Source organism: Brevibacterium sp. Marseille-P9724 (assembly GCF_902500275.1).
Classification (GTDB): Bacteria; Actinomycetota; Actinomycetes; order Actinomycetales; family Brevibacteriaceae; genus Brevibacterium.
Map to the genome: position 1 here is coordinate 265,865 of NZ_LR722990.1, position 19,483 is coordinate 285,347.

A 19,483-nucleotide genomic window follows, 5' to 3' on the forward strand; every position below is an offset into this window, starting at 1 on the left:
GCGGTAGGCCGGTGCGCTGTCCCGTTGCTGCGGTCAGGCGTCAGGCAGAACAACAGTGAGGACCGCAGACTGCTTTCCGCTTGAGGGCCCAAACTCGACTTCGAACCGTTCTGCAACAGCTTCCGCAATGGCTTCGGGCGACGTCGGCAGCGGGCCGCGGCGCTGCAGAAGGTGCGCCGCCACCAGGCCGCGCGTGTGCTTAGCCCAGTGCGACACGACTTTGCGCTGTCCGGCTGTCTCCTTGACGACATTGACAGCAACCGTGTTCTCCGGGATGCCGGGCCAGGGCCTGCGATAGTCGCCCGAACGACAGTCGAGGACCGGCGCATCGCCGAAGTGCTCGGCGAGAGGTTCCTGCAGAGCCTGCTTCCACAGTTTCGCCAGCGGACCCAGATCGCCCAGTGAGGTCTTCATCGACAGACGGTAAGCGGGGATCCGATCGAGCGCGCCGACAATGCCGAAGAGAGCCGACGCAATGAACACTCGCTCGACCTTTTCGCGCGGAGCCTGCAGAACAGAAGGAACATCGAGGGCTTCGAACAGGACGCCGGTGTAGACCGTCAGCGCGTGCGCGGCAGGCTCAGTATCGAGGTCGATATTGCGGGCGACTTCACCGGCAATCCGTTCACCGACGCCCAACTGCTCCAGTGCATCCGGCGCGGCGCTGACCTTCTGAAGCTCGGCAAGCACCTCACGCCTCGTTTCATTGAGTTCCGGCAGCGACAGAGACGACAGGTCGAGAGGCGCTCCGTCTTGCGCCGGTGTTTTGCCTTCGGACGGCGGCAGAAGAATGAACATGATGCTCATTCTAAAAGCCCGCACATATACACTTGGCCGAGGACAGGCCACCAGACGGTCGCGTTCGGACCGCGTGTCCGGCCGAGGAAAGTCCGGGCTCCGCAGAGCACGGTGGTGGCTAACAGCCACCCGGGGAAACCCGCGGGAAAGTGCCGCAGAAAGCTAAACCGCCAGCCTGCTGGTAAGGGTGAAAAGGTGGTGTAAGAGACCACCAGGGCCCGCGGTGACGCGGGCCGCTGGGTAAACCCCACCGGGAGCAAGATCGTGCAGACGGCCACACGGCTGCTCGTCGTGCCGTCGGGTGGATTGCTTGAGGCCTGCAGCAATGCAGGTCCTAGACAGATGACCGTCGCTCAGGCTTCGGCCTGAGAACAGAACCCGGCTTATCGGTGGCCTGTCCCCACCACGGTTTTCGCCTGCTGTCAGCGCTGCGCGCCGGTGGGGACAGAAGCACCGTGCACTGCCGCGCCGATGATTCCGGCATCATTTTGCATCTTCGCCGGGGCAGCGGGCGTGCTGATATCGAGCAGGTGCAGCCAGTCGGCATGATCCTGCGAAATGCCTCCGCCGAAGACAAATGCATCCGGGTTGATGAGCTTTTCGATTTCCCTGCAGTAGCGGCTGAGCTTGGCCGCCCACGTGGGATAGTCCAGGCCGAGCCGCACTTTGGCACTGGCAGAGGCGCTCAGCTCCGCATCTTCGCCGCCTATCTCAACGTGGCCCAGTTCGGTAAACGGCACCAGCCTGCCGCGCGTGAACAGCGCGGTTCCAATGCCAGTGCCCAGGGTCAGCATCATGACGGTCCGGTCGTGCCAGCCTCGGCCAGCGCCGAAGGTCATTTCGGCAATGCCGGCTGCGTCCGCGTCGTTGAGAAACACACACGGCCGACCGAGAGCAGCGCCCATGGTCTGCTCGATGTTCGTGCCCAACCACGAATCGTCGAGGTTGAAAGCGAACGTGACAAGACCCCTCTTGACTACCCCGGGGAACGCGATGCCGACCGGGACAGGGAGCGTCGTCGACGCCTCGTCCGCAGATTCGGCTGCCGAGGCGCCGACGGGACTCTCTGCCAGCACTTCGGCTGCCGCACCGCAGACTGCATTCGTGAGGGTTTCTGGGGTGGCGGGCTGTGGCGTCGGCACGACGACACGTTCGCCGATGACTCGCCCGCGTTCGAGGTCGACCAGTCCGGCCTTGATGGACGATCCGCCGATGTCAATGCCCAAAGCACAGGAGCGTGCTCCAGCCGAATCGTGCAGCTCGCCGCGGTCAGTCACGGCCGGCCACGAGTTCGACATCGGGGAGCGTGAGGATTTCCGCGCCGTCTTCGGTGACCACGAGAGTGTGTTCGAACTGTGCGGAGCGGCGACGATCGGCTGTCACGATCGTCCAGCCGTCATCCCACTGTTCCCAATTGATGGTGCCCAGGTTGAGCATCGGCTCGATCGTGAAGATCATGCCCGGCTGGATTTCGTCCGCGTAGTTCGGCGCGGCGTCGTAGTGGGGGATGATGAGCCCGGAGTGGAATTCGCGTCCGACGCCGTGGCCGGTGTAGTCCCGGACAACTCCGTAGCCGAATCGCTTGGCGTATTTCTCAATGACGCGGCCGATGATGTTGAGCGACCGTCCGGGTTTGACGGTTTTTATGCCGCGCATGAGCGATTCGTGGGTTCTTTCGACCAGCAGGCGAGATTCTTCGTCGACGTTGCCGGCCACAAAAGTGAAATTCGTGTCGCCGTGCATGCCGTTCTTGTACGCGGTGACATCGAGGTTCACAATGTCACCGTCTTGAATCACGGTGGTGTCGGGGATGCCGTGGCAGATGACCTCATTGATCGAGGTGCACACCGACTTGGTGAAGCCCCTGTAGTCAAGAGTCGACGGGTAGGCGCCGTGGTCCAGAAGGTATTCGTGAACCACGACGTCGATTTCGTCAGTTGTGCGGCCGGGCTCAACGAGTTTGCCGCCCTCGGCCATGGCATTGGCCGCGATGCGACCGGATTCGCGTACGAGCTCGATTTCTTCGGCCGTATAGAAGTTGCTGCCGTTGCCCTCATTCGGTTCGGCTTTTCCAACGTATTCGGGACGTTCAATGTGAGGCGGAACGGCGCGCATGGGCGCTACTGTTCCTTTTGTGAGAGTTCCAAGGGGCGCAGAATTCGTCATGATGACATCATTGTAGACAGCTAGAGTTGTACCCAGGGAGGTGCGCTATGTCGTACGAAGAAGATAAGTACTGGTTCAACACCAAGACCGGCCAGGTTGAAAAGGGACGCAAGAGCCCCTTTTGGAACCGCCTGGGACCCTATGACAGCGAAGCCGAGGCCCAGGCTGCCCTTGCCACTGCCAGCGAGCGCAACCGCAAATGGGAAGAAGACGACGAGGCCTGGCGCTGATGGGCCTAACAAAGCAGCAGGAAGCGGTTCTTCGCGATGTCGACGACCGTGATGTCCGGTTTGTGCGCTTGTGGTTTCCGGACATTCTGGGCGGTTTGAAGTCCGTTGCGATCGTTCCCGACGAACTCGAGGGGGCGTTCACCGAAGGCATAGGCTTTGACGGTTCGGCACTCGAGGGCTTTTCGCGGGTCATTGAAGACGACATGGTTCTTCGCCCCGACCCGTCAACCTATTCGCTGCTGCCGTGGCGCGGCGAAGCGGAGCCGACGGGCCGGATGTTCTGTGATGTGCTCACTCCCGACGGAGAACCGGCTGCTTCCTATCCGCGCAATGTGCTGGCCCGCACTCTGGAGAAAGCTCGCGAGCGCGGCTTCACCTTTGTTGTGCATCCCGAAATGGAGTTCTACCTCTTCCGTTCGGCTGAACTGAGCGGCAAGGCCCCCGTGCCGGTCGACAGCGCCGGATATTTTGACCACGTCAACGGAGGCACCGCCAACGACTTCCGGCGCAGTGCAGTGCAGATGCTCGAATCCATGGGCATTTCTGTGGAGTTCTCACATCACGAAGCCGGCCCCGGGCAGAACGAGATCGACCTGCGCTACGCGGATGCGATGACCATGGCCGACAACGTCATGACGTTTAAGGCTGTTGTGAAAGAGGTCGCGATCTCCCAGGGCGTGCACGCGACGTTCATGCCCAAGCCGCTGGCTGATCAGCCCGGCAATGGGATGCACACGCATTTGTCGCTGTTCGAAGGCGAAGACAATGCATTCTTCGAAGCCGGCGCTGAATATCAGCTGTCGGCCACCGGCCGCCAGTTTGCGGCCGGCCTGCTGCACTACGCCCGTGATATCGCGGCGGTGACCAACCAGTACGTCAACTCCTACAAACGGCTGTGGACCGGGCACGAAGCCCCCTCCTACATCAGCTGGGGCAAAACCGGGACAGCCCTTGTGAGGGTTCCGCAGTACAAGTCCGGCAAGGAATCGTCTGCGCGCATCGAATACCGCGGCATGGATTCCTGCGCCAACCCCTATCTGGCCTATTCGGTGCTGTTGGCAGCGGGGCTCAAGGGCATTGAAGAGGGCATGGAGCTGCCACCGGAAGTTGAATACGACGTGTGGGATCTCAGCGGGCGCGAACGCAGCGCTATGGGCATTGAGCCTCTTCCGGCGAGTCTGTCGGAAGCCCTCCAGACCATGGAGAACAGCGAACTTGTCGCCGACACCCTCGGCGAAGAGGTGTTCGACTTCTACCTGCGCGACAAAGCACGGGAATGGACGGAGTACCGCGCTCAGGTGACGGCCTACGAACTCGATGAGCTCTACACGAGAACATGATCCGGCGGTTCGATCTGGGCAGGCGGCAGGATCCCACTCGTACGCGGCGCGGAAAGTTCGACGCTCGCTTTGAGCGCTTTCTCTCCCAGTTCTGTGAACTGACCGGGCTCGAAGGGCGCGAATCCGCGGTGCGGGAGTTCGCCCGGTTCACGGGTGACCCCGGTTCGGTTTCACTGGGTTTGGTGCGGGTTGCCGAAGCGGCAGCTGACAATGAGGTCGATCTCGGTGCGCTCCTGCGAGAGTCTCAACACCTTCTTGACAGGCTTGTTCGCCTTGCGGGGAGTTCTGAAGCCTGTATTGACCACATTGTCCGGTGGCCCGACTCGCTGCGCCTGCTGGCCCGTGACGAAGACTTCCTGCTTTCTCAGCGCCGACGCGAGGTGCGCGGACGCATTGCCCGTTCGGTGTATGACGCCGATGGCCAACTGCTCTTAGGCGAAGACGGCAGAACAGCGCTGCGCCGGGCCTACCGGGACGAACTGATTCAGCTGACAGCCGCTGACCTCGGCAATCCGGAGCCGACCGCGGTCTACGACGCCGTCAGCAGGACGCTTACGGAAATGGCCGAAGGAGCGCTCATAGCCGCCCACGACATCGCCGCGGCGGAGTCAATGCCCGACGGATGCGCTGAACTGTCCGTCATCGCCATGGGCAAATGCGGTGCCCGTGAACTCAACTACGTGTCCGACGTCGACGTAGTCTTCGCCTTCAGCCCCGGGCCCACAGCGGCAGGCGAAGAGGCCGAACGCGCCCGCAGCTGCGCCTCGTCAGCGGCCCTGCGGATCATTGACCTCATATCAGCCGCCGCCGCAGAGCCGGCCCTATGGGAAGTCGACGCAGCGCTGCGCCCGGAGGGCAAAGCGGGGGCCCTTGTGCGCACCGTTGACGAGTTCGAGAACTACTACAGCGAAATTGCCGAAAACTGGGAGTTTCAGGCGCTGTTCAAAGCCCGCCCGGTCGCCGGTTCGGAACAGCTGGGCCAGCAGTGGGCCGAGGCGTGTCTGCCGCAGGTGTGGAGTGCTGCCCATCGCGACGACTTCATCCCGGAAGTTCGCGCTATGCGCCGCAGAGTTGTCGACCTCATTGATCGGTCCGAAGCTGACCGGCAGCTCAAGCTGGGGCCCGGCGGCCTGCGCGATGTTGAGTTCTCCGCCCAGCTGCTCCAGTTGGTGCACGGCACAGAAGACCGCGACATTCGAGAACCGAACACGCTCGAAGCGCTGCGCAGCCTAGAGCGCGGCGGCTACCTATCAGGAGAAGACGCCGCTGTGCTGGAAGAGGCGTACTCGTTCATGCGGGTGGTTGAACATCGTCTGCAGATTCCGCGCATGCGACGGGCCGCTGTTCTTCCAGATAGTCCAGAGGATCTGCGGGAACTGGCTCGCATGGTCTACCCGACGGGAGACCGTTCCGAGCTTCGGCTCAAACGCGAGCGCGACGACTACTCCAGACGAGTGCGGGCTCTGCACGAACAGGTCTTCTACCGCCCGATTCTCGATGCGGCGGTTGGCAGCGGCGCCGTGAGATTGCTGCCGGAGAAGGCTGCTGAAAGCCGCCTGCGCGCTTTCGGCTTTGTCGATCCGCGGTCGGCTATGCGCCACATTCACGACCTCTCCGCCGGAGTCAGCCGGGCCTCCCGCGTGCACCGGCAGGTTCTGCCGGCCATGCTCAGCTGGCTGTCAGAAGGTGTGGATCCGGATTCGGGTCTGCTCGCCTACCGCAGGCTGTCAGAACAGCTCGGCACATCTACGTGGTACCTCAAGCTGCTGCGCGATTCCGGTCAGGGCGCAGAAGCTCTTGCCCGGGTGCTGTCGCTGTCGCAGTACGCCACATCACACATCATGCACTACCACGGCTCCGTGCGGTGGCTTGCCGACCAGGACATGCTTCAGCCGACTCCGCTTGAATCGCTGCGCCAGGAGATGTCGGAACTCGTCGGCCGGGGCAGGGGAGTGCCGGGCGTGCGCGCCGTCCACGGGCGAGAAAAGCTCAGAATCATCCTCGCGGACATTCTCGAGGTGATCCCCCGCAGTTCAGTTCCGCAGGCTCTGTCTGATGTGATGAGTGCAGCTGTAGAAGCTGCCCTGCTGTCGGTGCGGCGTGAGCTCGACACTGAACACCGGCTGTACGACTATGATTTCGCGATAATCGCAATGGGTCGACTGGGAGGCAGGGAGATCGGCGTGTTCTCCGATGCCGACGTGTGCTTTGTCTACCGCCCGGCAAACACAATGGGCGATGACGACCGCGAGGCACTGGCCAAGCACGCCCGGCGGGTGGCACTCGGACTGACCTCCGCTCTCAAAAGCCCACAGCAGGACCCCGCCATCGAACTCGATGCCGACTTGCGGCCCGAGGGGCGCAGCGGCCCCTATGTGCGAACCCTCGAGTCCTACCGGCGCTACTACAGTGCGTGGAGTGAACCGTGGGAGGCCCAGGCTCTGCTGCGAGCCCGCCCGATTGCCGGCGACGAAGAGCTCATGAACGACTATGTCGACATGATCAACCCCCTGCGCTATCCGGAGAGTCTGCCGCAGCGATCTGTTATGCAGGTGCGTCGGCTCAAAGCGCGCATGGAAGACGAACGACTGCCGCGGGGAGCTGACCGGCGTCAGCACGTCAAACTGGGAACCGGGGGACTGAGCGACGTCGAATGGACCGTGCAGCTCCTGCAGCTGCAGCACGGGGCTGAGTTCTCAGGACTGCGCACGACTTCGACCCTGCCGGCTCTGCGCACTGCCCGAGATGAAGGTCTCATCGGCGCTTCCGAGCACGAAATACTGAGAACCGCTTGGCTTATGGCAACGGAAGTGCGCAACGCCATCACGCTGCACCGCGGCAAACCCAGCGACAGTCTGCCCAGCGACATTCGCGAACTCGAAGCTGCGGCCAGGCTCATGGGATATCCGCAGGGCAGCGCACAGCAGCTCGTCGATGACTATCTGCGGGTGACGCGTTGGGCGCGCTCGACGATGGAAGTCATCTTCTACGGAGACGATCCGGCAGACTAGCAGTCGGATCGACCAGCAGAACGTCAAGGGCCCGGTTTCTGCCGGGCCCTTGACGTTCAGCGATGAAGATCAGAGATCAAAGTAGAGTTCGAATTCCGTCGGCGTCGGACGAAGACGCGCAACCTCGATTTCGTTTTCATACTTGTAGTCGATCCAGGTCTCGATGAGGTCCTGGGTGAAGACATCGCCTTCCATGAGGAACTCGTGGTCTTCTGCGAGAGCTTCGAGGGCGCTTTCGAGCGAGTTCGGCACCATCTTGATGTTCTCGGTTTCCTCCGGAGGAAGCTCGTAGAGATCCTTGTCAATCGGCTCCGGCGGTTCGATCCGGTTCTTGATCCCGTCGAGCCCTGCCATCAACTGAGCGGAGAATGACAGGTACGGGTTCGCCGATGGGTCGGGAGCTCGGAACTCGAGGCGCTTGGCCTTCGGCGAGGAACCGGTGATCGGAATGCGGATGGCCGCAGAGCGGTTGCGGGCAGAGTACACCAGGTTGATCGGCGCCTCGAAACCGCGGACCAGACGGCGGTAGGAGTTCATGGTCGGGTTGGTGAACGCGAGAACAGCGCCGGCGTGCTCAATGAGTCCGCCGATGTACCAGCGGGCAAGATCCGACAGCCCAGCGTAGCCGGTTTCGTCGTAGAACAGCGGCTTGCCGTCCTTCCACAGCGACTGGTGGCAGTGCATACCAGCACCGGCGTCGCCCAGCAGCGGACGGGGCATGAACGTGGCGGTTTTGTTGTTTGCCGCGGCAACGTTCTTGATGACGTACTTGAAGTCCAGCAGCTGATCCCCGGCCTTCTTCAGCGTGTCGAACTTGTAGTTGATCTCCTGCTGACCCGCTGTCGCGGTTTCGTGGTGAGCCCGCTCCATTTCGAAACCGATCTGCTCCAGCGTCAACGACATTTCGTCGCGGATGTCTGCGAACTTATCGCGCGGGGGAACGGGGAAGTAGCCGCTGGTGTGCGGGGTTTTGTAGCCGAGGTTGTGGCCGTCTTCCTTAGCTCCGGTGTTCCAAGCGGCTTCGAGCGAGTCGATTTCGTAGAAGCTGGTGCGCGTCGAGTTTTCGTATCGGATCGAGTCAAAGAGGTAGAACTCCGCTTCGGCCCCAATGAAAGCCGTGTCGGCAATGCCCGTCGACTTCAGGTAGGCCTCGGCCTTTGCAGCAACCTGGCGGGGATCGCGCGAATAGGGCTCGTTCGTGAACGGGTCGACGATCGAGTGGATGACCACGAGGGTTTTGGCTTTGCGAAACGGATCGATGTAGGCGCTCGTCACGTCCGGAATGAGCTTCATGTCGGATTCGTGAATCGACTGGAAGCCGCGGATAGAAGAACCGTCGAAGAGCAGACCCTCCTCAATCACATCTTCCGTGTACGCCTTGCCGGGAAGATTGAAGTGCTGTACTACGCCGGGAAGATCGCAGAATCGGATGTCGACGAAATCGATCTCGTTGTCGCGGATATACGAAACGAGCTCGCTTGCGGTGGAAAACAACTTTTCTCCTGTATTGAGTCGTCGCGACGGTGCGGTGCTGGCCGCCGGTGTCTTCATTTTAGCGGCTACACTCGTTTCCGTGTTCGACAGAGACAGTTTAGGTTCTTGGCTTCAGGGCCCGAAGCTCGAAGAGGGGACATACGCCGGGCAGCGTCTCGGGCTTCCCAAAACCGGGCCGGGATCAACCGCATCTTTGATTCGCAGGGTGGGAAGTCTCCTCATCGACTGGGCCCTGTGTGTTCTCATCGCGCAGTGGCTTGCGCCTGATTTCATGTTTGCACCGCACTTGATCTTCGTGATCGAATCGCTGCTGCTGCAGTCTCTGCTGGGATACACGGTCGGCCAGCGGATCTGCGGTGTGCGCATCATCAACCGCACAGGACGGCGCCCGAACCCGCTGCGTCTGCTCGTCCGGATCGCACTGCAGCTGCTCATCATTCCCGGTCTTCTGTACAACCCTGACAATCGGGGACTGCATGACCTTGCAGCGGACACAGCGGTCGTGCGCATCTGACCAACAGAAAACACAGAGCCCTGCTGCGTCGGTCGTGGTCGCATGCCCACCCGTCCGCTTCTCGGACGAGCAATGCATTCGGTCGGCTGCGACCGCTGCGAAACGTGCGGGCATACAAAAGCGCCGACCTTCCGGTCGGCGCTTTCAATGTGTTCAGAATCAGCGTCCCCGCAGCGCTCGGCGGTTCGGCCGTGCCCGGTTGGGGTCCATGCCCTTGGGAATCGGCTGGTTCGTCGTCATGGTGCCCAGCGCTGCCAGACGCTTGCGCACCTGCAGCACTTCGGCCTTCGTCAAGGTCTTCGGCAGCTTGTACACGCTCGAAACCAGCCGGTTCATGGGAACCTGATTCTTGCCCTCGCCGCCCTGGATGACATGGACGGGAACGGAAGGCAGAATGCGCTCGTGTCGCTTCTGCTCCTTGGCAAGCAGCTTGGCAACACGGCCAGTCGGCCCTTCAGATACCAAGACGACTCCGCCTCGGCCGGTGGCGCGGAATACCAGGTCCTTGGTGCGCGGGTCTCCGGCGACCGGCTGGTCGTCAGCCAGCCAGCTGCGTCGTACGGTATTGAGCACCGCGCCATAGGCGCCGGGCTGGTCTTTCATTTCGGCAAAAGCCGCAGTTTCGGCGTAACGGCCGAGAATGAAGATTGCGAGAGTCAAACCGCCCAGCAGACCGATGATGGTCCACAGCCACACCGGCGGCAACAGGAAGAAGCCCACCAGGAAGCCAACGCCGCCCAACCCCAGAATCGCGGCGAGCATGAGCCACGGCACAGCGGGGAAGTGTTTGCGGGCAAGTTTGAAGACCTGACGCATCTGGCCGATGCGGCCGGGCTTCGAGGGGTCCTTGGGACGCCGACGGAACAGTCCGCGGCGGCGGGGTTCTTCAGTCTGAGACATTCTGCTTTTCTGCTTGTTTTCGGTCAGTGATCGCTCAATGGCGGGTCAGGAGAATTTTACCTCGTCGCCTGGACCAAAAGTATCCACCACCGCCTGTGCCTCCTGCCTGGCGGGAGCTTCGCTGTCCAGGTGGGCAAGATGCGCGGGGATTTCATCACCTCGGCGACGCATTGCCTGGGCCCACAGGCGACCCGCGCGGTAGGACGAACGGACGAGGGGCCCGGACATCACACCGGCGAAGCCGATTTCTTCGCCGATATCGCGCAGTTCGACAAAGTCCTGCGGCTTGACCCACCGGTCGATGGGGTGATGCAGGGCGCTGGGGCGCAGGTACTGAGTGATAGTCAGCAGGTCACACCCGGCTTCGTGCAGGTCCTTCATGGCTTCGACAACCTCGTCGTTTGTTTCGCCCATTCCGAGGATGAGGTTTGACTTCGTCACCAGACCGGCTTCGCGGGCCTTTGTGATGACCGACAGTGAGCGTTCGTAGCGGAAACCGGGGCGAATGCGCTTGAAGATGCGCGGAACGGTCTCAATGTTGTGGGCAAGTACTTCCGGACGGGACGAGAAGACCTCCGCCAGCTGATCATCATCGGAGTTGAAGTCCGGGATGAGCAGTTCAACACCGGTGCCGTTTCCGTCACCGTGGTCGATTTCGTGGATGAGCCGAACCGTCTCAGCGTACAGCCAAGCACCGCCGTCATCCAGGTCATCGCGCGCAACACCGGTGATCGTCGAATAGCGCAAGCCCATGGTCGCAACGGAGTCGGCAACGCGGCGCGGCTCGTCGGCGTCGAAGTCTGCCGGTTTGCCGGTGTCGATCTGGCAGAAGTCGCAGCGGCGCGTACACTGCTCGCCCCCGATGAGGAACGTGGCTTCGCGGTCCTCCCAACACTCGAAGATGTTGGGGCAGCCCGCTTCTTCGCACACGGTGTTCAGTCCGGCAGTGCGGACGAGCGACTTCAGCTGTGAGAACTCGGGACCGATCTTGGCCTTCGCCTTGATCCACTTCGGCTTGTCTTCAATGGGAGTCTGCGAGTTGCGAGCTTCCACTCGCAGCAGCTTGCGTCCTTCCGGGGCGATTGTCATGTCCTGGCCTTTCGTGGGGATCAGGCAGTGATGTGCTTATCCAGCAGCTCCAGCAGGCGCGGGGCCGCTTGCTCAGGAGTCGTCTGGCTGCCGGTTTCGATGGAAATGCTAGTGGCTGCAGCATCCGGAATGCCGCAGGGGACGATGTTTTCGAAGCCCGCAAGCTCGTTTGAGCAGTTCAGGGCCAGCCCGTGCATCGCCACACCGTTGTGGATGCGGATGCCGATGGCGAGGATCTTCCTGTCCGGTCCCGAACCGTCGGTGATCCACACACCGGAACGCCCCTCTACCTGCCGTGCGTTGATTCCGTATTCTGCGAGCAGTTCAATGCCGGCTCTTTCGATCTGATCGACGAACAGCCGTACTTCCTTCTGGTCATTGAGTCGGTAGATGGGGTAGACGACAAGCTGACCGGGACCGTGCCAGGTGATCTTTCCACCTCGGTCGATGTCGATGACTTCAGTGCCATCGCGGGGACGTTCGTGGTCTTGCGTGCGCTTGCCCGCGGTGTAGACGGGGGAGTGTTCCAGCACGAGGAAAGTCGAGCTCTTCTTGCCGTCGACAACATCAGCGTGAGTCCGGCGTTGGATTTCCAGCGCTTCGGTGTAGTCGACGAAGTTGGGTGCGAAACCCAGATGTTCGATTTTCCAAGCCATCCTATGACCATAAGCCCAGTGAGGGCGAAGCGGCAAAAGCGCTTCAAGAGTTATCCACAGATTGTGGTTTGGGGGTTCCGCTAAGCCTGCCCACATGGTCGAATTCTTGGCTAAGGAGGCTGATATGCAGGACTGCGAGTGGATCTACGATGCTGAGGTTCGTCCCGGACTGTGGCGCGTGTTCAATGCGCGGGAAGTCAAATGGTTTGTTCCGTCAGCAAAGACATCCAACGGTGACGGACTGCCGGTGTCGGTCCTTGGCCCGGATATGCACAGCGTTGACGGCCTGCTGATCCCCAGATACCGCGGCGGGATGCTCGAAGACGCAGTGCTCGGCCTGGCACCCCTGAAGGCTGAGGAACTGGTCTGTCTGCTGCGCGGTGCGATCGAGGCCGCCGGCGGGCAGCTGGGCAATGTGCCCATCTCGAGGTCGAACCTGGCACTTGACGACGACGGAACGGTCGCCGTGCTGCCGGGCATCGACATTGCCGAAGGTGAATCAGAAGCGCGAGAACTGGGCGAACTGCTCTATGCGGCTGCGCAGGGTGCGGAATTCGAAGAGACCGCGGTGCCGTTGAAGAATCGCGAAAGCGGTCTTCCCGCCGACCTTGTTGAACTCATTGATCTGCTGTTGTTGGACAGCGATTCCAGAAACCCCTCCCGTGCCCACATGCTGGCGGCGGTCAATGACCACACTGCCTCTGACAGGCTGCCTTTCTATCCGGGCGAACCGGGTGTGCCCCTCAACGACGCGCCAACTGCTGGCCTGCGGCCCATCACAGCGGCTGCGCCCAATCAGCACAATCCGCCCGGAGCAGGAAAAGGGGCGAAGTCTGGACAAGCCCTCGGAGACAGTGCAATAGCGACTCTCCGTGGGAGCAAGGCGAACACGCGCGAAAGAAGCAGAGGTGCTGGTGCTGAGCGCCGTGGCCGAGAAGTCGACAGGGGAAAGCGCAAGAGCGGCAGCAGACACAGGGACCGACCCATGGCTGTGTTTGCCACGATGACCAGCCGACAACTGCGGGTTGCCGCTGTCGGCGCGGCTGCAGTCGTGGCGCTTGGCACCGGCATCGTGTTCATCGTCGGCGGCTCCCAGCCTGAGACGACGCAGCCGACAGCCGTGGGTGAGCACAAAGCAGAAGGTGACGAACCCCGCAGTCCCAATGCTGCGGAAAACGCACCAGAAGAGCCAGCCGCACACGAAGAGAACGCGAATAAGACCCCCGAAGCTCAGGCAGACGGTCCTTGCGAAGGCTTCGAAGCGTTGACCCAGGCACGAGCGGCTGCGTTTGCTGCAGGAAAACCATCCGACCTGACAGGCCTGACAGTTCCCGGCTCGAAGGCTGCGAAAGCAGATGCGGCATCCGCACAGCAGCCAACACAGCCCATGGAGGTGACAATGAACGTCACCGAGTGTGAAGTTGAGCACGGCAGCACCGAAGCTGCAACAGTTCGCGCAGTCGTCACTGCAGAAGCCGACGGCTCCGCGGTCCCCGAAGCCCGCATCCGCGTGAGCCTGGAAAAGCACGATGGTAAGTGGAAAGTCAGCCGCACAGAAGAAGCGTCGGACGGGCACGACTGATCTGCAGCCTCCACCCTTTGTCGTCGACGGCCAAAGCAAACAGCGCCCGCGGACGAATCCGCGGGCGCTGTTTGATCAGAGTCGATCAGAGGTCGAGATCAGCCTCAAACGAACCCTGCTCAAGGCGGTTCTTAATCGCCTTGAGGAAACGACCGGCATCTGCGCCGTCAACCAGTTCGTGGTTGTAGGTCAGCGGCAGGTACACCATGTCGCGGATTGCAACTGCCTCGGCACCGTCTTCGGTCGTGATGACTTCCGGACGGCGCTTGATGGCACCGGTGCCGAGAATGCCGACCTCGGGGTGGTTGATGATCGGCGTGTCGAACAGCGCACCGAACGAACCGATGTTCGTGATCGTAAACGTGCCGCCGGACAGCAGCTCGGGGCTGATCTTACCGTCCCGAGTCTTCGATGCGACATCGTCGATAGCCTTAGCCAGACCGGCAATCGACAGGTCACCGGCGTTCTTGACGACAGGAACCAGCAGGCCTCGTTCAGTGTCGACCGCGATGCCGAGGTTCTCTGAGTCGGGGTACGAGATTTCTCCTGCTTCGACATCGAACGTGGCATTGACGCGCGGGTATGCCTGCAGGGCCTCTGCGACAGCCTTGGCGAAGAACGGCAGGAAGGTGAGCTTAACGCCGTGCTTCTGCTGGAATTCGTCCTTCTTGGCCTTGCGGAGGGCAGCCACGGCAGTCATATCGACTTCCGTCACCTGCGTGAGCTGAGCGGAGTTCTGCAGCGATTCGCGCATGCGCTGTGCAATCGTACGGCGAATGCGCGATGCCTTCTGCGTGGTTCCGCGCAGCTTCTTGGCTTCTTCGGAAACCTCGATGACAAACGGCTCGCGGTCGGCAGGAGCGCTCGAAGCGGGAGCAGGCGCACTGCTGGTGCTCTGCGCAGCGAGGACGTCCTGCTTGCGGATGCGGCCGCCGACTCCCGAACCGCGCACGGCGGACAGGTCAACGGCGTTTTCGCGTGCGAGCTTGCGCACAAGCGGGGTGACGTAGGGCGCCTGGCCCGACGTCACAGTCTGTGCGGCCGAAGAAGCGGACTCACCCGAGCGGCTTGGTGCGCTGCTGGACTCTCCAGCGGCCTGCTTGGCTGCGGCAGCCTGAGCCTCTTCGTCGGAAGAAGATGATTCTGCAGCGGCGGAATCCTTCTTGGGCTCTTCCTTCGAAAGGTCCTTTTCGGATTCTTCGATGGCTTCTTCTTCAACATCGGCTTCAGCTTCGGCAGCCTGGTCGGCGTCCTCAGAGTCGTCCTTCTTCTCAGCAGGAGCCGGGGCGTCGCCGTCGCCGATGCGTGCCAGGGGCGCGCCAACTTCAACGTCTTCATCCTCTTCTGCAAGAAGCTCCAGCACAGTTCCCGCAATCGGGCTGGGGATTTCAGTGTCAACCTTGTCAGTCGACACCTCGAGAAGCGGTTCGTCGACCTCGACGGTGTCGCCGACTTCCTTCAGCCAGCGGGTGACGGTGCCTTCCGTCACCGATTCGCCGAGAGCCGGCATCTTTACGGTGTTGGCCATTGTGTCAGTCTCCCTATGGCTCGATCAGCGGAAGTGCAGCGGTTTGCCGGCGAGTGCCAGCGCTGCTTCGCCGATGGCTTCGTTCTGGGTTGGGTGTCCGTGGATGAGTGATGCGACCTCTTCGGGGAAGGCCTCCCAGTTCACAATGAGCTGGGCTTCGCCGGCCTGCTCGGACAGGCGAGCGCCAAGTCCGTGAACGCCGACGATGGGGCCGTCCTTTTCGCGGATGATCTTGATGAATCCCTGCGTGTTGAGGATGGCCGACTTCGCGTTGCCCGCAAGCGGGAACTCGACCTTTTCGATCTGGTCTTCTCCGTACTTTTCAGCGGCCTTCTTTTCGGTCAGCCCGACAGAGAAGATTTCGGGGTCGCAGTAGGTGATGCGCGGAACGCCGGTTTCATCCAGCGGTGCTGGGCTCTTGCCGGCGATCTCTTCGGCGATGAAGATGCCGTGTGCAAAGGAGCGGTGGGCAAGCTGCAGGCCGGGAACGATGTCGCCGGCGGCGTAGATGTTGCCGACACCGGTGTGCAGGCGGTCGTCGGTGATGACGAAGCCCCTGTCGAGCTTGACACCCTGATCTTCAAAGCCGAAGCCTTCGGTCACGGGGCCGCGGCCAACAGCCACCAGAAGCACTTCGGCTTCCAGCTCAGTGCCGTCTTCGAGAGAGACCTTGACACCGTCGGCGGTCTGTTCGACCTCCTTGAAGAAGACACCGAGCTTCTGCTTGATCTTGCGCTTCTTGAATGCGCGTTCAAGACCCTTCGACACGGAGGCGTCTTCGTTGGCGACGAGGTTCGGAAGTCCTTCGACGATCGTGACGTCGGACCCGAAAGAGTTCCAGATGCTTGCGAACTCAACGCCGATCACGCCGCCGCCGAGCACGATTGCGGACTTGGGAACGCGGTCAAGGTTGAGAGCTTCGGTGCTGGTGAGGACATTTCCGCCGATTTCGATGCCAAGCGTGCGCGATGTCGAACCGGTGGCCAGAACGATGTTCTTGCCCTTGAGTTCGACGTCGCCGTCGTCGGTTGAGACGGTGACCGTGTCCTTGCCGGTCAGCTTGCCTTCGCCGATGACGGTGTCGATTCCGGCCATTTTGATCAGGCCCTGAAGGCCCTTGTGGTTTTTGTCGGTGATGCCGCTCTTGAACTTCAGAACGTCGTCGACGTTGATGTTGTTGAGAGTGGCATCGATGCCGAACACGCTTGCTTCGCGCGTGGCGTCTGCGACTTCGGCAACGTGGAGGAGGGCCTTGGTGGGGACGCAGCCGCGGTGAAGGCAGGTGCCTCCGACCTTGTCGCGCTCAATGAGAGCGACCTTCATGTCAAGCTGCGTCGCGCGGAGAGCCGCGGCGTAGCCGGCTGTGCCACCGCCGAGAACGATGAGGTCGTAGTTGTTTTGCGAATCGCTCACGAAATGTGCTCCTAGCAAAATGGTCGGTTGAGGACCGCTGTGGCGGCTGGTCCTATCTTTTCACTTAATTCCCATAAAGTCCCGCAGCGCTCAGACAGTGTGATCACCGTCAAACCGGGGACCGCTGTGTTCAGGTGAGGTTTTCAGCTACCTGGACCAGGGTGCGCACGGGTACGCCGGTGCCTTCGGCCGGGGTGTAGCCCCACGGGGATTCCGAGTTGAACGACGGGCCTGCGATGTCGATGTGCGCCCAGTCTTGTTCTTCCGCGATGAACTCCTGAAGGAACACCCCGGCGCTGAGCATCCCGCCGGGGCGCTTGCCGGCGTTTTTGATGTCGGCGGTCTCGGAATCGAAATAGCTCAGGAGCTCTTCCGGGAACGGCATGGGCCACATGGCTTCGCCGGTCTTCTCAGATGCCAGGACAACGGCGTTGCGGGCCTGTGCCCGGCCCATGACGCCGGAGGTGCGGTTGCCCAGAGCGACGATCTGTGCGCCGGTGAGGGTTGCGATGTCGATGATGAGGTCGGGGTTTTCATTGCCTGCGGCTACGAGAGCGTCAGCCAGGACCAGGCGGCCTTCCGCGTCGGTGTTGGTCACTTCAACGGTCTTGCCGCCGTAGATGGTGATGACGTCGCTGGGGCGCTGTGCTTGCGAGCCCGGCATGTTCTCGGCCATTGCAAGCCACGCGGTGACTTTGACCGGCAGCTGCAGACGCGCAATCGTGATGATCGCCTGCGCTGCCGCGGCGGCTCCGCCCATGTCTGACTTCATGTCTTCCATACTCGCGGCCGGCTTGAGTGAAATGCCGCCGGAATCGAAGGTGATTCCCTTCCCGACGAGCGCGAGGTGCTTCGACGCACGGCGCGGTAGGTACTCGAGCTTGACAAGGCGGGGGCCGCGCTTGGATCCGCGGCCGACACCGATGAGCCCGCCGAAGCCCTCGGCCTCAAGCTTTGCGGGGTCCCACACGGTCGCCTTGATCTTTTCGGCCTTTGCCTGTTTCACGACCTCCGCGGCGAATGTTTCGGGGTAGAGGTCCAGGGGAGGCTGATTGACAAAATCACGGGCACCGCAGGTGCCGCGGGCAATGACTGTTCCCCGTTCAACAGCCTTCAGATTGGACTTCGCCGTGAGCACCTCGATGCCGGCAACGAGAGTCTTGGCCTTGTCTTCGGAGCGGTAGGCGCTGTAGCGGTAGGCGCCGAGTACGGCGCCCGTGGCAACCGCCTCGGCGGCTGCGGCATCCGGGCTCGGCAGGGCGACGGCGACAGAGCGCGCCTTCGTGATGCTGCGCAGAGCCGAACCGGCAGCACGACGCAGAGAATCGAGAGCAGCGTCGGCCTTGGCCGAATCGGTCAGGTCGGCGGGGGAGAAAGAGCCGAGCCCAGCGAACACGACAGAGTCTGCAGTGAAGCCGGCAGGTGCGGGTACGCGCTCCGTCGAGTCGAGGCGACCGGAGGCGTCGACGCTGACTGCGGCCTTTTCGAGGTCCTTGGCGAGTGCGGGCTTGAGGTCTTCTGCCAGGATCGTGCCTTCGGCAGTCAGTCCGACAACCAGCACATCGGCTTTGGCCTTGTGGGCGGCCGCGGCGCGTCCGACTGCGGATGGAATCGACTGGGTCATGCGAAACCTTTCTTCTGCTGTCACTTGTTCCCACGCGTGCCAGGCGGTAAAGATGGCTCTATGTACAAAGCCCTCTACCGCTCAGTTCTTGTCCGCTCTGATGCGGAGCTGGCGCACAGCGCGAGCTTCTCACTTCTAAACCTACTTGATTCTCTCCCCGGGGGCGGAGACCTCATCGGCTCTCTGTTCGGTGCGAGGCCCCAGCCGACCACCGTGATGGGGCTGAGCTTCCCCAACCGTTTGGGGTTGGCAGCCGGGTTCGACAAGAACGGCGTCGGAGTTCGGGCGATGTCTCGTCTGGGCTTCGGCCACATAGAGGTGGGCACCGTCACCGCGGAAAGCCAGCCGGGAAATCCGAAGAAGCGCCTGTTCCGTCTGGCGGAGTCTGAGGGCGTGCTCAACCGCATGGGCTTCAACAACGACGGATCAGAACAGGCGCAGCGCAATCTGCAGCGTGCTCGCCGACAGATTGCGGAGCTTCCCGAAAATCGCCGTCCCATCATCGGGGTCAACATCGGCAAGACGAAAACTGTTCCCCTGGAGCAGGCCGCTGAAGACTATCGGGTGTCTGCATCGCGGCTTGCGAAGTATGCCGACTACCTCGTGGTCAATGTCTCGTCGCCCAATACACCGGGCCTGCGGGACCTGCAGACGGTTGAGGCGCTGCGTCCGATCCTCACCGCGGTGCTTAACGAAACAGCGGCTGTTGATTCTTCTGACGTGCGGTCGAAGCTCGGACACGTTCCGGTCCTCGTCAAGATCGCACCTGACCTAGCCGATGACGATGTCCTGGCAGTGTGCGATCTCGCCTCAGGTATCGGTCTCGATGGGATCATCTGCACCAACACGGTTCTGGACCGCACGGTTCTGACCGGATCTGACCTGGAATTCGCCGAATCGGAAGCCGGCGGGATCTCGGGCGCTCCCGCTGCTGTGCGATCGTTTGAGGTTCTGCGCTTGGTTCGTTCGCGGGTGCCCGAGGGCATGACTGTCATCTCCGTCGGGGGAGTGCAGTCTCGGGCTGACTATCTCGCCAGAATTGCGGCAGGCGCCGACCTGGTTCAGGTGTACACGGGGCTCATTTACGAAGGGCCGCGTCTAGCTCAGATGATCCTCGGCCGCTGAAGACGGTTGCCTG

16 protein-coding genes and 1 other RNA gene are annotated in these 19,483 nt (G+C 61.8%); 7 read left to right on the top strand and 10 right to left on the bottom strand.

Annotated features, from left to right (window positions below; genetic code table 11):
- Positions 1-33: 33 nt before the first annotated feature.
- Positions 34-798, bottom strand: a complete 765-nt coding sequence (locus tag GC119_RS01325; protein WP_070572854.1) for a YaaA family protein — start codon at positions 796-798, stop codon at positions 34-36.
- A gap of 42 nt (positions 799-840) precedes the next feature.
- Between GC119_RS01325 and rnpB the strand changes: the two genes are divergently transcribed.
- Positions 841-1,200: RNase P RNA component class A (rnpB, locus tag GC119_RS01330), an RNA gene on the top strand.
- 20 nt (positions 1,201-1,220) lie between these two features.
- Here the strand turns inward: rnpB and ppgK are convergent.
- Positions 1,221-2,075 carry a polyphosphate--glucose phosphotransferase gene (ppgK, locus tag GC119_RS01335; protein ID WP_226829160.1) on the bottom strand — a complete coding sequence of 285 codons (855 nt, stop codon included), beginning with the start codon at positions 2,073-2,075 and terminating at the stop codon, positions 1,221-1,223.
- Complete coding sequence (gene map, locus GC119_RS01340) at positions 2,068-2,964, bottom strand: type I methionyl aminopeptidase (protein ID WP_070572852.1); 897 nt, start codon at positions 2,962-2,964, stop codon at positions 2,068-2,070. Before map ends, ppgK begins: the two co-directional genes overlap by 8 nt.
- A gap of 47 nt (positions 2,965-3,011) precedes the next feature.
- On the opposite strand from map, the gene GC119_RS01345 reads away from it, so the two are divergent.
- The 3 genes from GC119_RS01345 to GC119_RS01355 are packed head-to-tail and all read left to right on the top strand — an operon-like array spanning position 3,012 to position 7,545.
- Complete coding sequence (locus GC119_RS01345) at positions 3,012-3,194, top strand: hypothetical protein (protein WP_070572850.1); 183 nt, start codon at positions 3,012-3,014, stop codon at positions 3,192-3,194.
- Entirely contained in the window at positions 3,194-4,534 is a 1,341-nt protein-coding gene (locus GC119_RS01350) for a glutamine synthetase family protein (protein WP_151952255.1), read from the top strand. The genes GC119_RS01345 and GC119_RS01350 overlap by 1 nt, the downstream gene beginning before the upstream one ends.
- Positions 4,531-7,545, top strand: a complete 3,015-nt coding sequence (locus GC119_RS01355) for a bifunctional [glutamine synthetase] adenylyltransferase/[glutamine synthetase]-adenylyl-L-tyrosine phosphorylase (RefSeq protein ID WP_151952256.1) — start codon at positions 4,531-4,533, stop codon at positions 7,543-7,545. Before GC119_RS01350 ends, GC119_RS01355 begins: the two co-directional genes overlap by 4 nt.
- Before the next feature lie 69 nt (positions 7,546-7,614).
- Here the strand turns inward: GC119_RS01355 and glnA are convergent, their stop codons facing one another.
- Entirely contained in the window at positions 7,615-9,039 is a 1,425-nt protein-coding gene (glnA, locus tag GC119_RS01360) for a type I glutamate--ammonia ligase (protein WP_151952257.1), read from the bottom strand.
- Between the two features lie 205 nt (positions 9,040-9,244).
- Here glnA and GC119_RS01365 point away from each other — a divergent pair, with 205 nt between their 5' ends.
- Entirely contained in the window at positions 9,245-9,553 is a 309-nt protein-coding gene (locus GC119_RS01365) for an RDD family protein (RefSeq protein WP_226829162.1), read from the top strand.
- 159 nt (positions 9,554-9,712) lie between these two features.
- Here the strand turns inward: GC119_RS01365 and GC119_RS01370 are convergent, their stop codons facing one another.
- From GC119_RS01370 to lipB, 3 genes are read right to left on the bottom strand one after another with little or no spacing between them, the layout of a single operon-like run.
- Positions 9,713-10,453, bottom strand: coding sequence for a DUF4191 domain-containing protein (locus tag GC119_RS01370; protein WP_070572843.1), 741 nt, complete (start codon positions 10,451-10,453; stop codon positions 9,713-9,715).
- 45 nt (positions 10,454-10,498) lie between these two features.
- The gene (lipA, locus tag GC119_RS01375; protein ID WP_070572841.1) at positions 10,499-11,542 is read right to left on the bottom strand and encodes a lipoyl synthase; all 1,044 of its coding nucleotides are present in this window, start codon (positions 11,540-11,542) and stop codon (positions 10,499-10,501) included.
- A 20-nt stretch (positions 11,543-11,562) separates the two neighbouring features.
- The gene (gene lipB, locus GC119_RS01380) at positions 11,563-12,198 is read right to left on the bottom strand and encodes a lipoyl(octanoyl) transferase LipB (protein ID WP_070572839.1); all 636 of its coding nucleotides are present in this window, start codon (positions 12,196-12,198) and stop codon (positions 11,563-11,565) included.
- Positions 12,199-12,292: 94 nt separating this feature from the next.
- Between lipB and GC119_RS01385 the strand changes: the two genes are divergently transcribed.
- Positions 12,293-13,780 (top strand): hypothetical protein, encoded by a 1,488-nt coding sequence (locus GC119_RS01385; RefSeq protein ID WP_151952258.1) that lies wholly within the window; start codon positions 12,293-12,295, stop codon positions 13,778-13,780.
- A gap of 85 nt (positions 13,781-13,865) precedes the next feature.
- On the opposite strand, the gene sucB is transcribed toward GC119_RS01385, so the two are convergent.
- The 3 genes from sucB to GC119_RS01400 form a co-directional block, all read right to left on the bottom strand.
- A complete protein-coding gene (sucB, locus tag GC119_RS01390) occupies positions 13,866-15,308 on the bottom strand; it encodes a 2-oxoglutarate dehydrogenase, E2 component, dihydrolipoamide succinyltransferase (RefSeq protein WP_226829164.1) in 1,443 nt (480 codons plus the stop codon).
- A gap of 24 nt (positions 15,309-15,332) precedes the next feature.
- Complete coding sequence (gene lpdA, locus GC119_RS01395; protein ID WP_070572833.1) at positions 15,333-16,721, bottom strand: dihydrolipoyl dehydrogenase; 1,389 nt, start codon at positions 16,719-16,721, stop codon at positions 15,333-15,335.
- 130 nt (positions 16,722-16,851) lie between these two features.
- On the bottom strand, positions 16,852-18,345 hold the full coding sequence (locus tag GC119_RS01400; protein ID WP_151952259.1) for a leucyl aminopeptidase: 1,494 nt from the start codon (positions 18,343-18,345) through the stop codon (positions 16,852-16,854).
- 60 nt (positions 18,346-18,405) lie between these two features.
- Here GC119_RS01400 and GC119_RS01405 point away from each other — a divergent pair, with 60 nt between their 5' ends.
- Positions 18,406-19,470, top strand: coding sequence for a quinone-dependent dihydroorotate dehydrogenase (locus GC119_RS01405; protein WP_070572829.1), 1,065 nt, complete (start codon positions 18,406-18,408; stop codon positions 19,468-19,470).
- Positions 19,471-19,483: the final 13 nt, after the last annotated feature.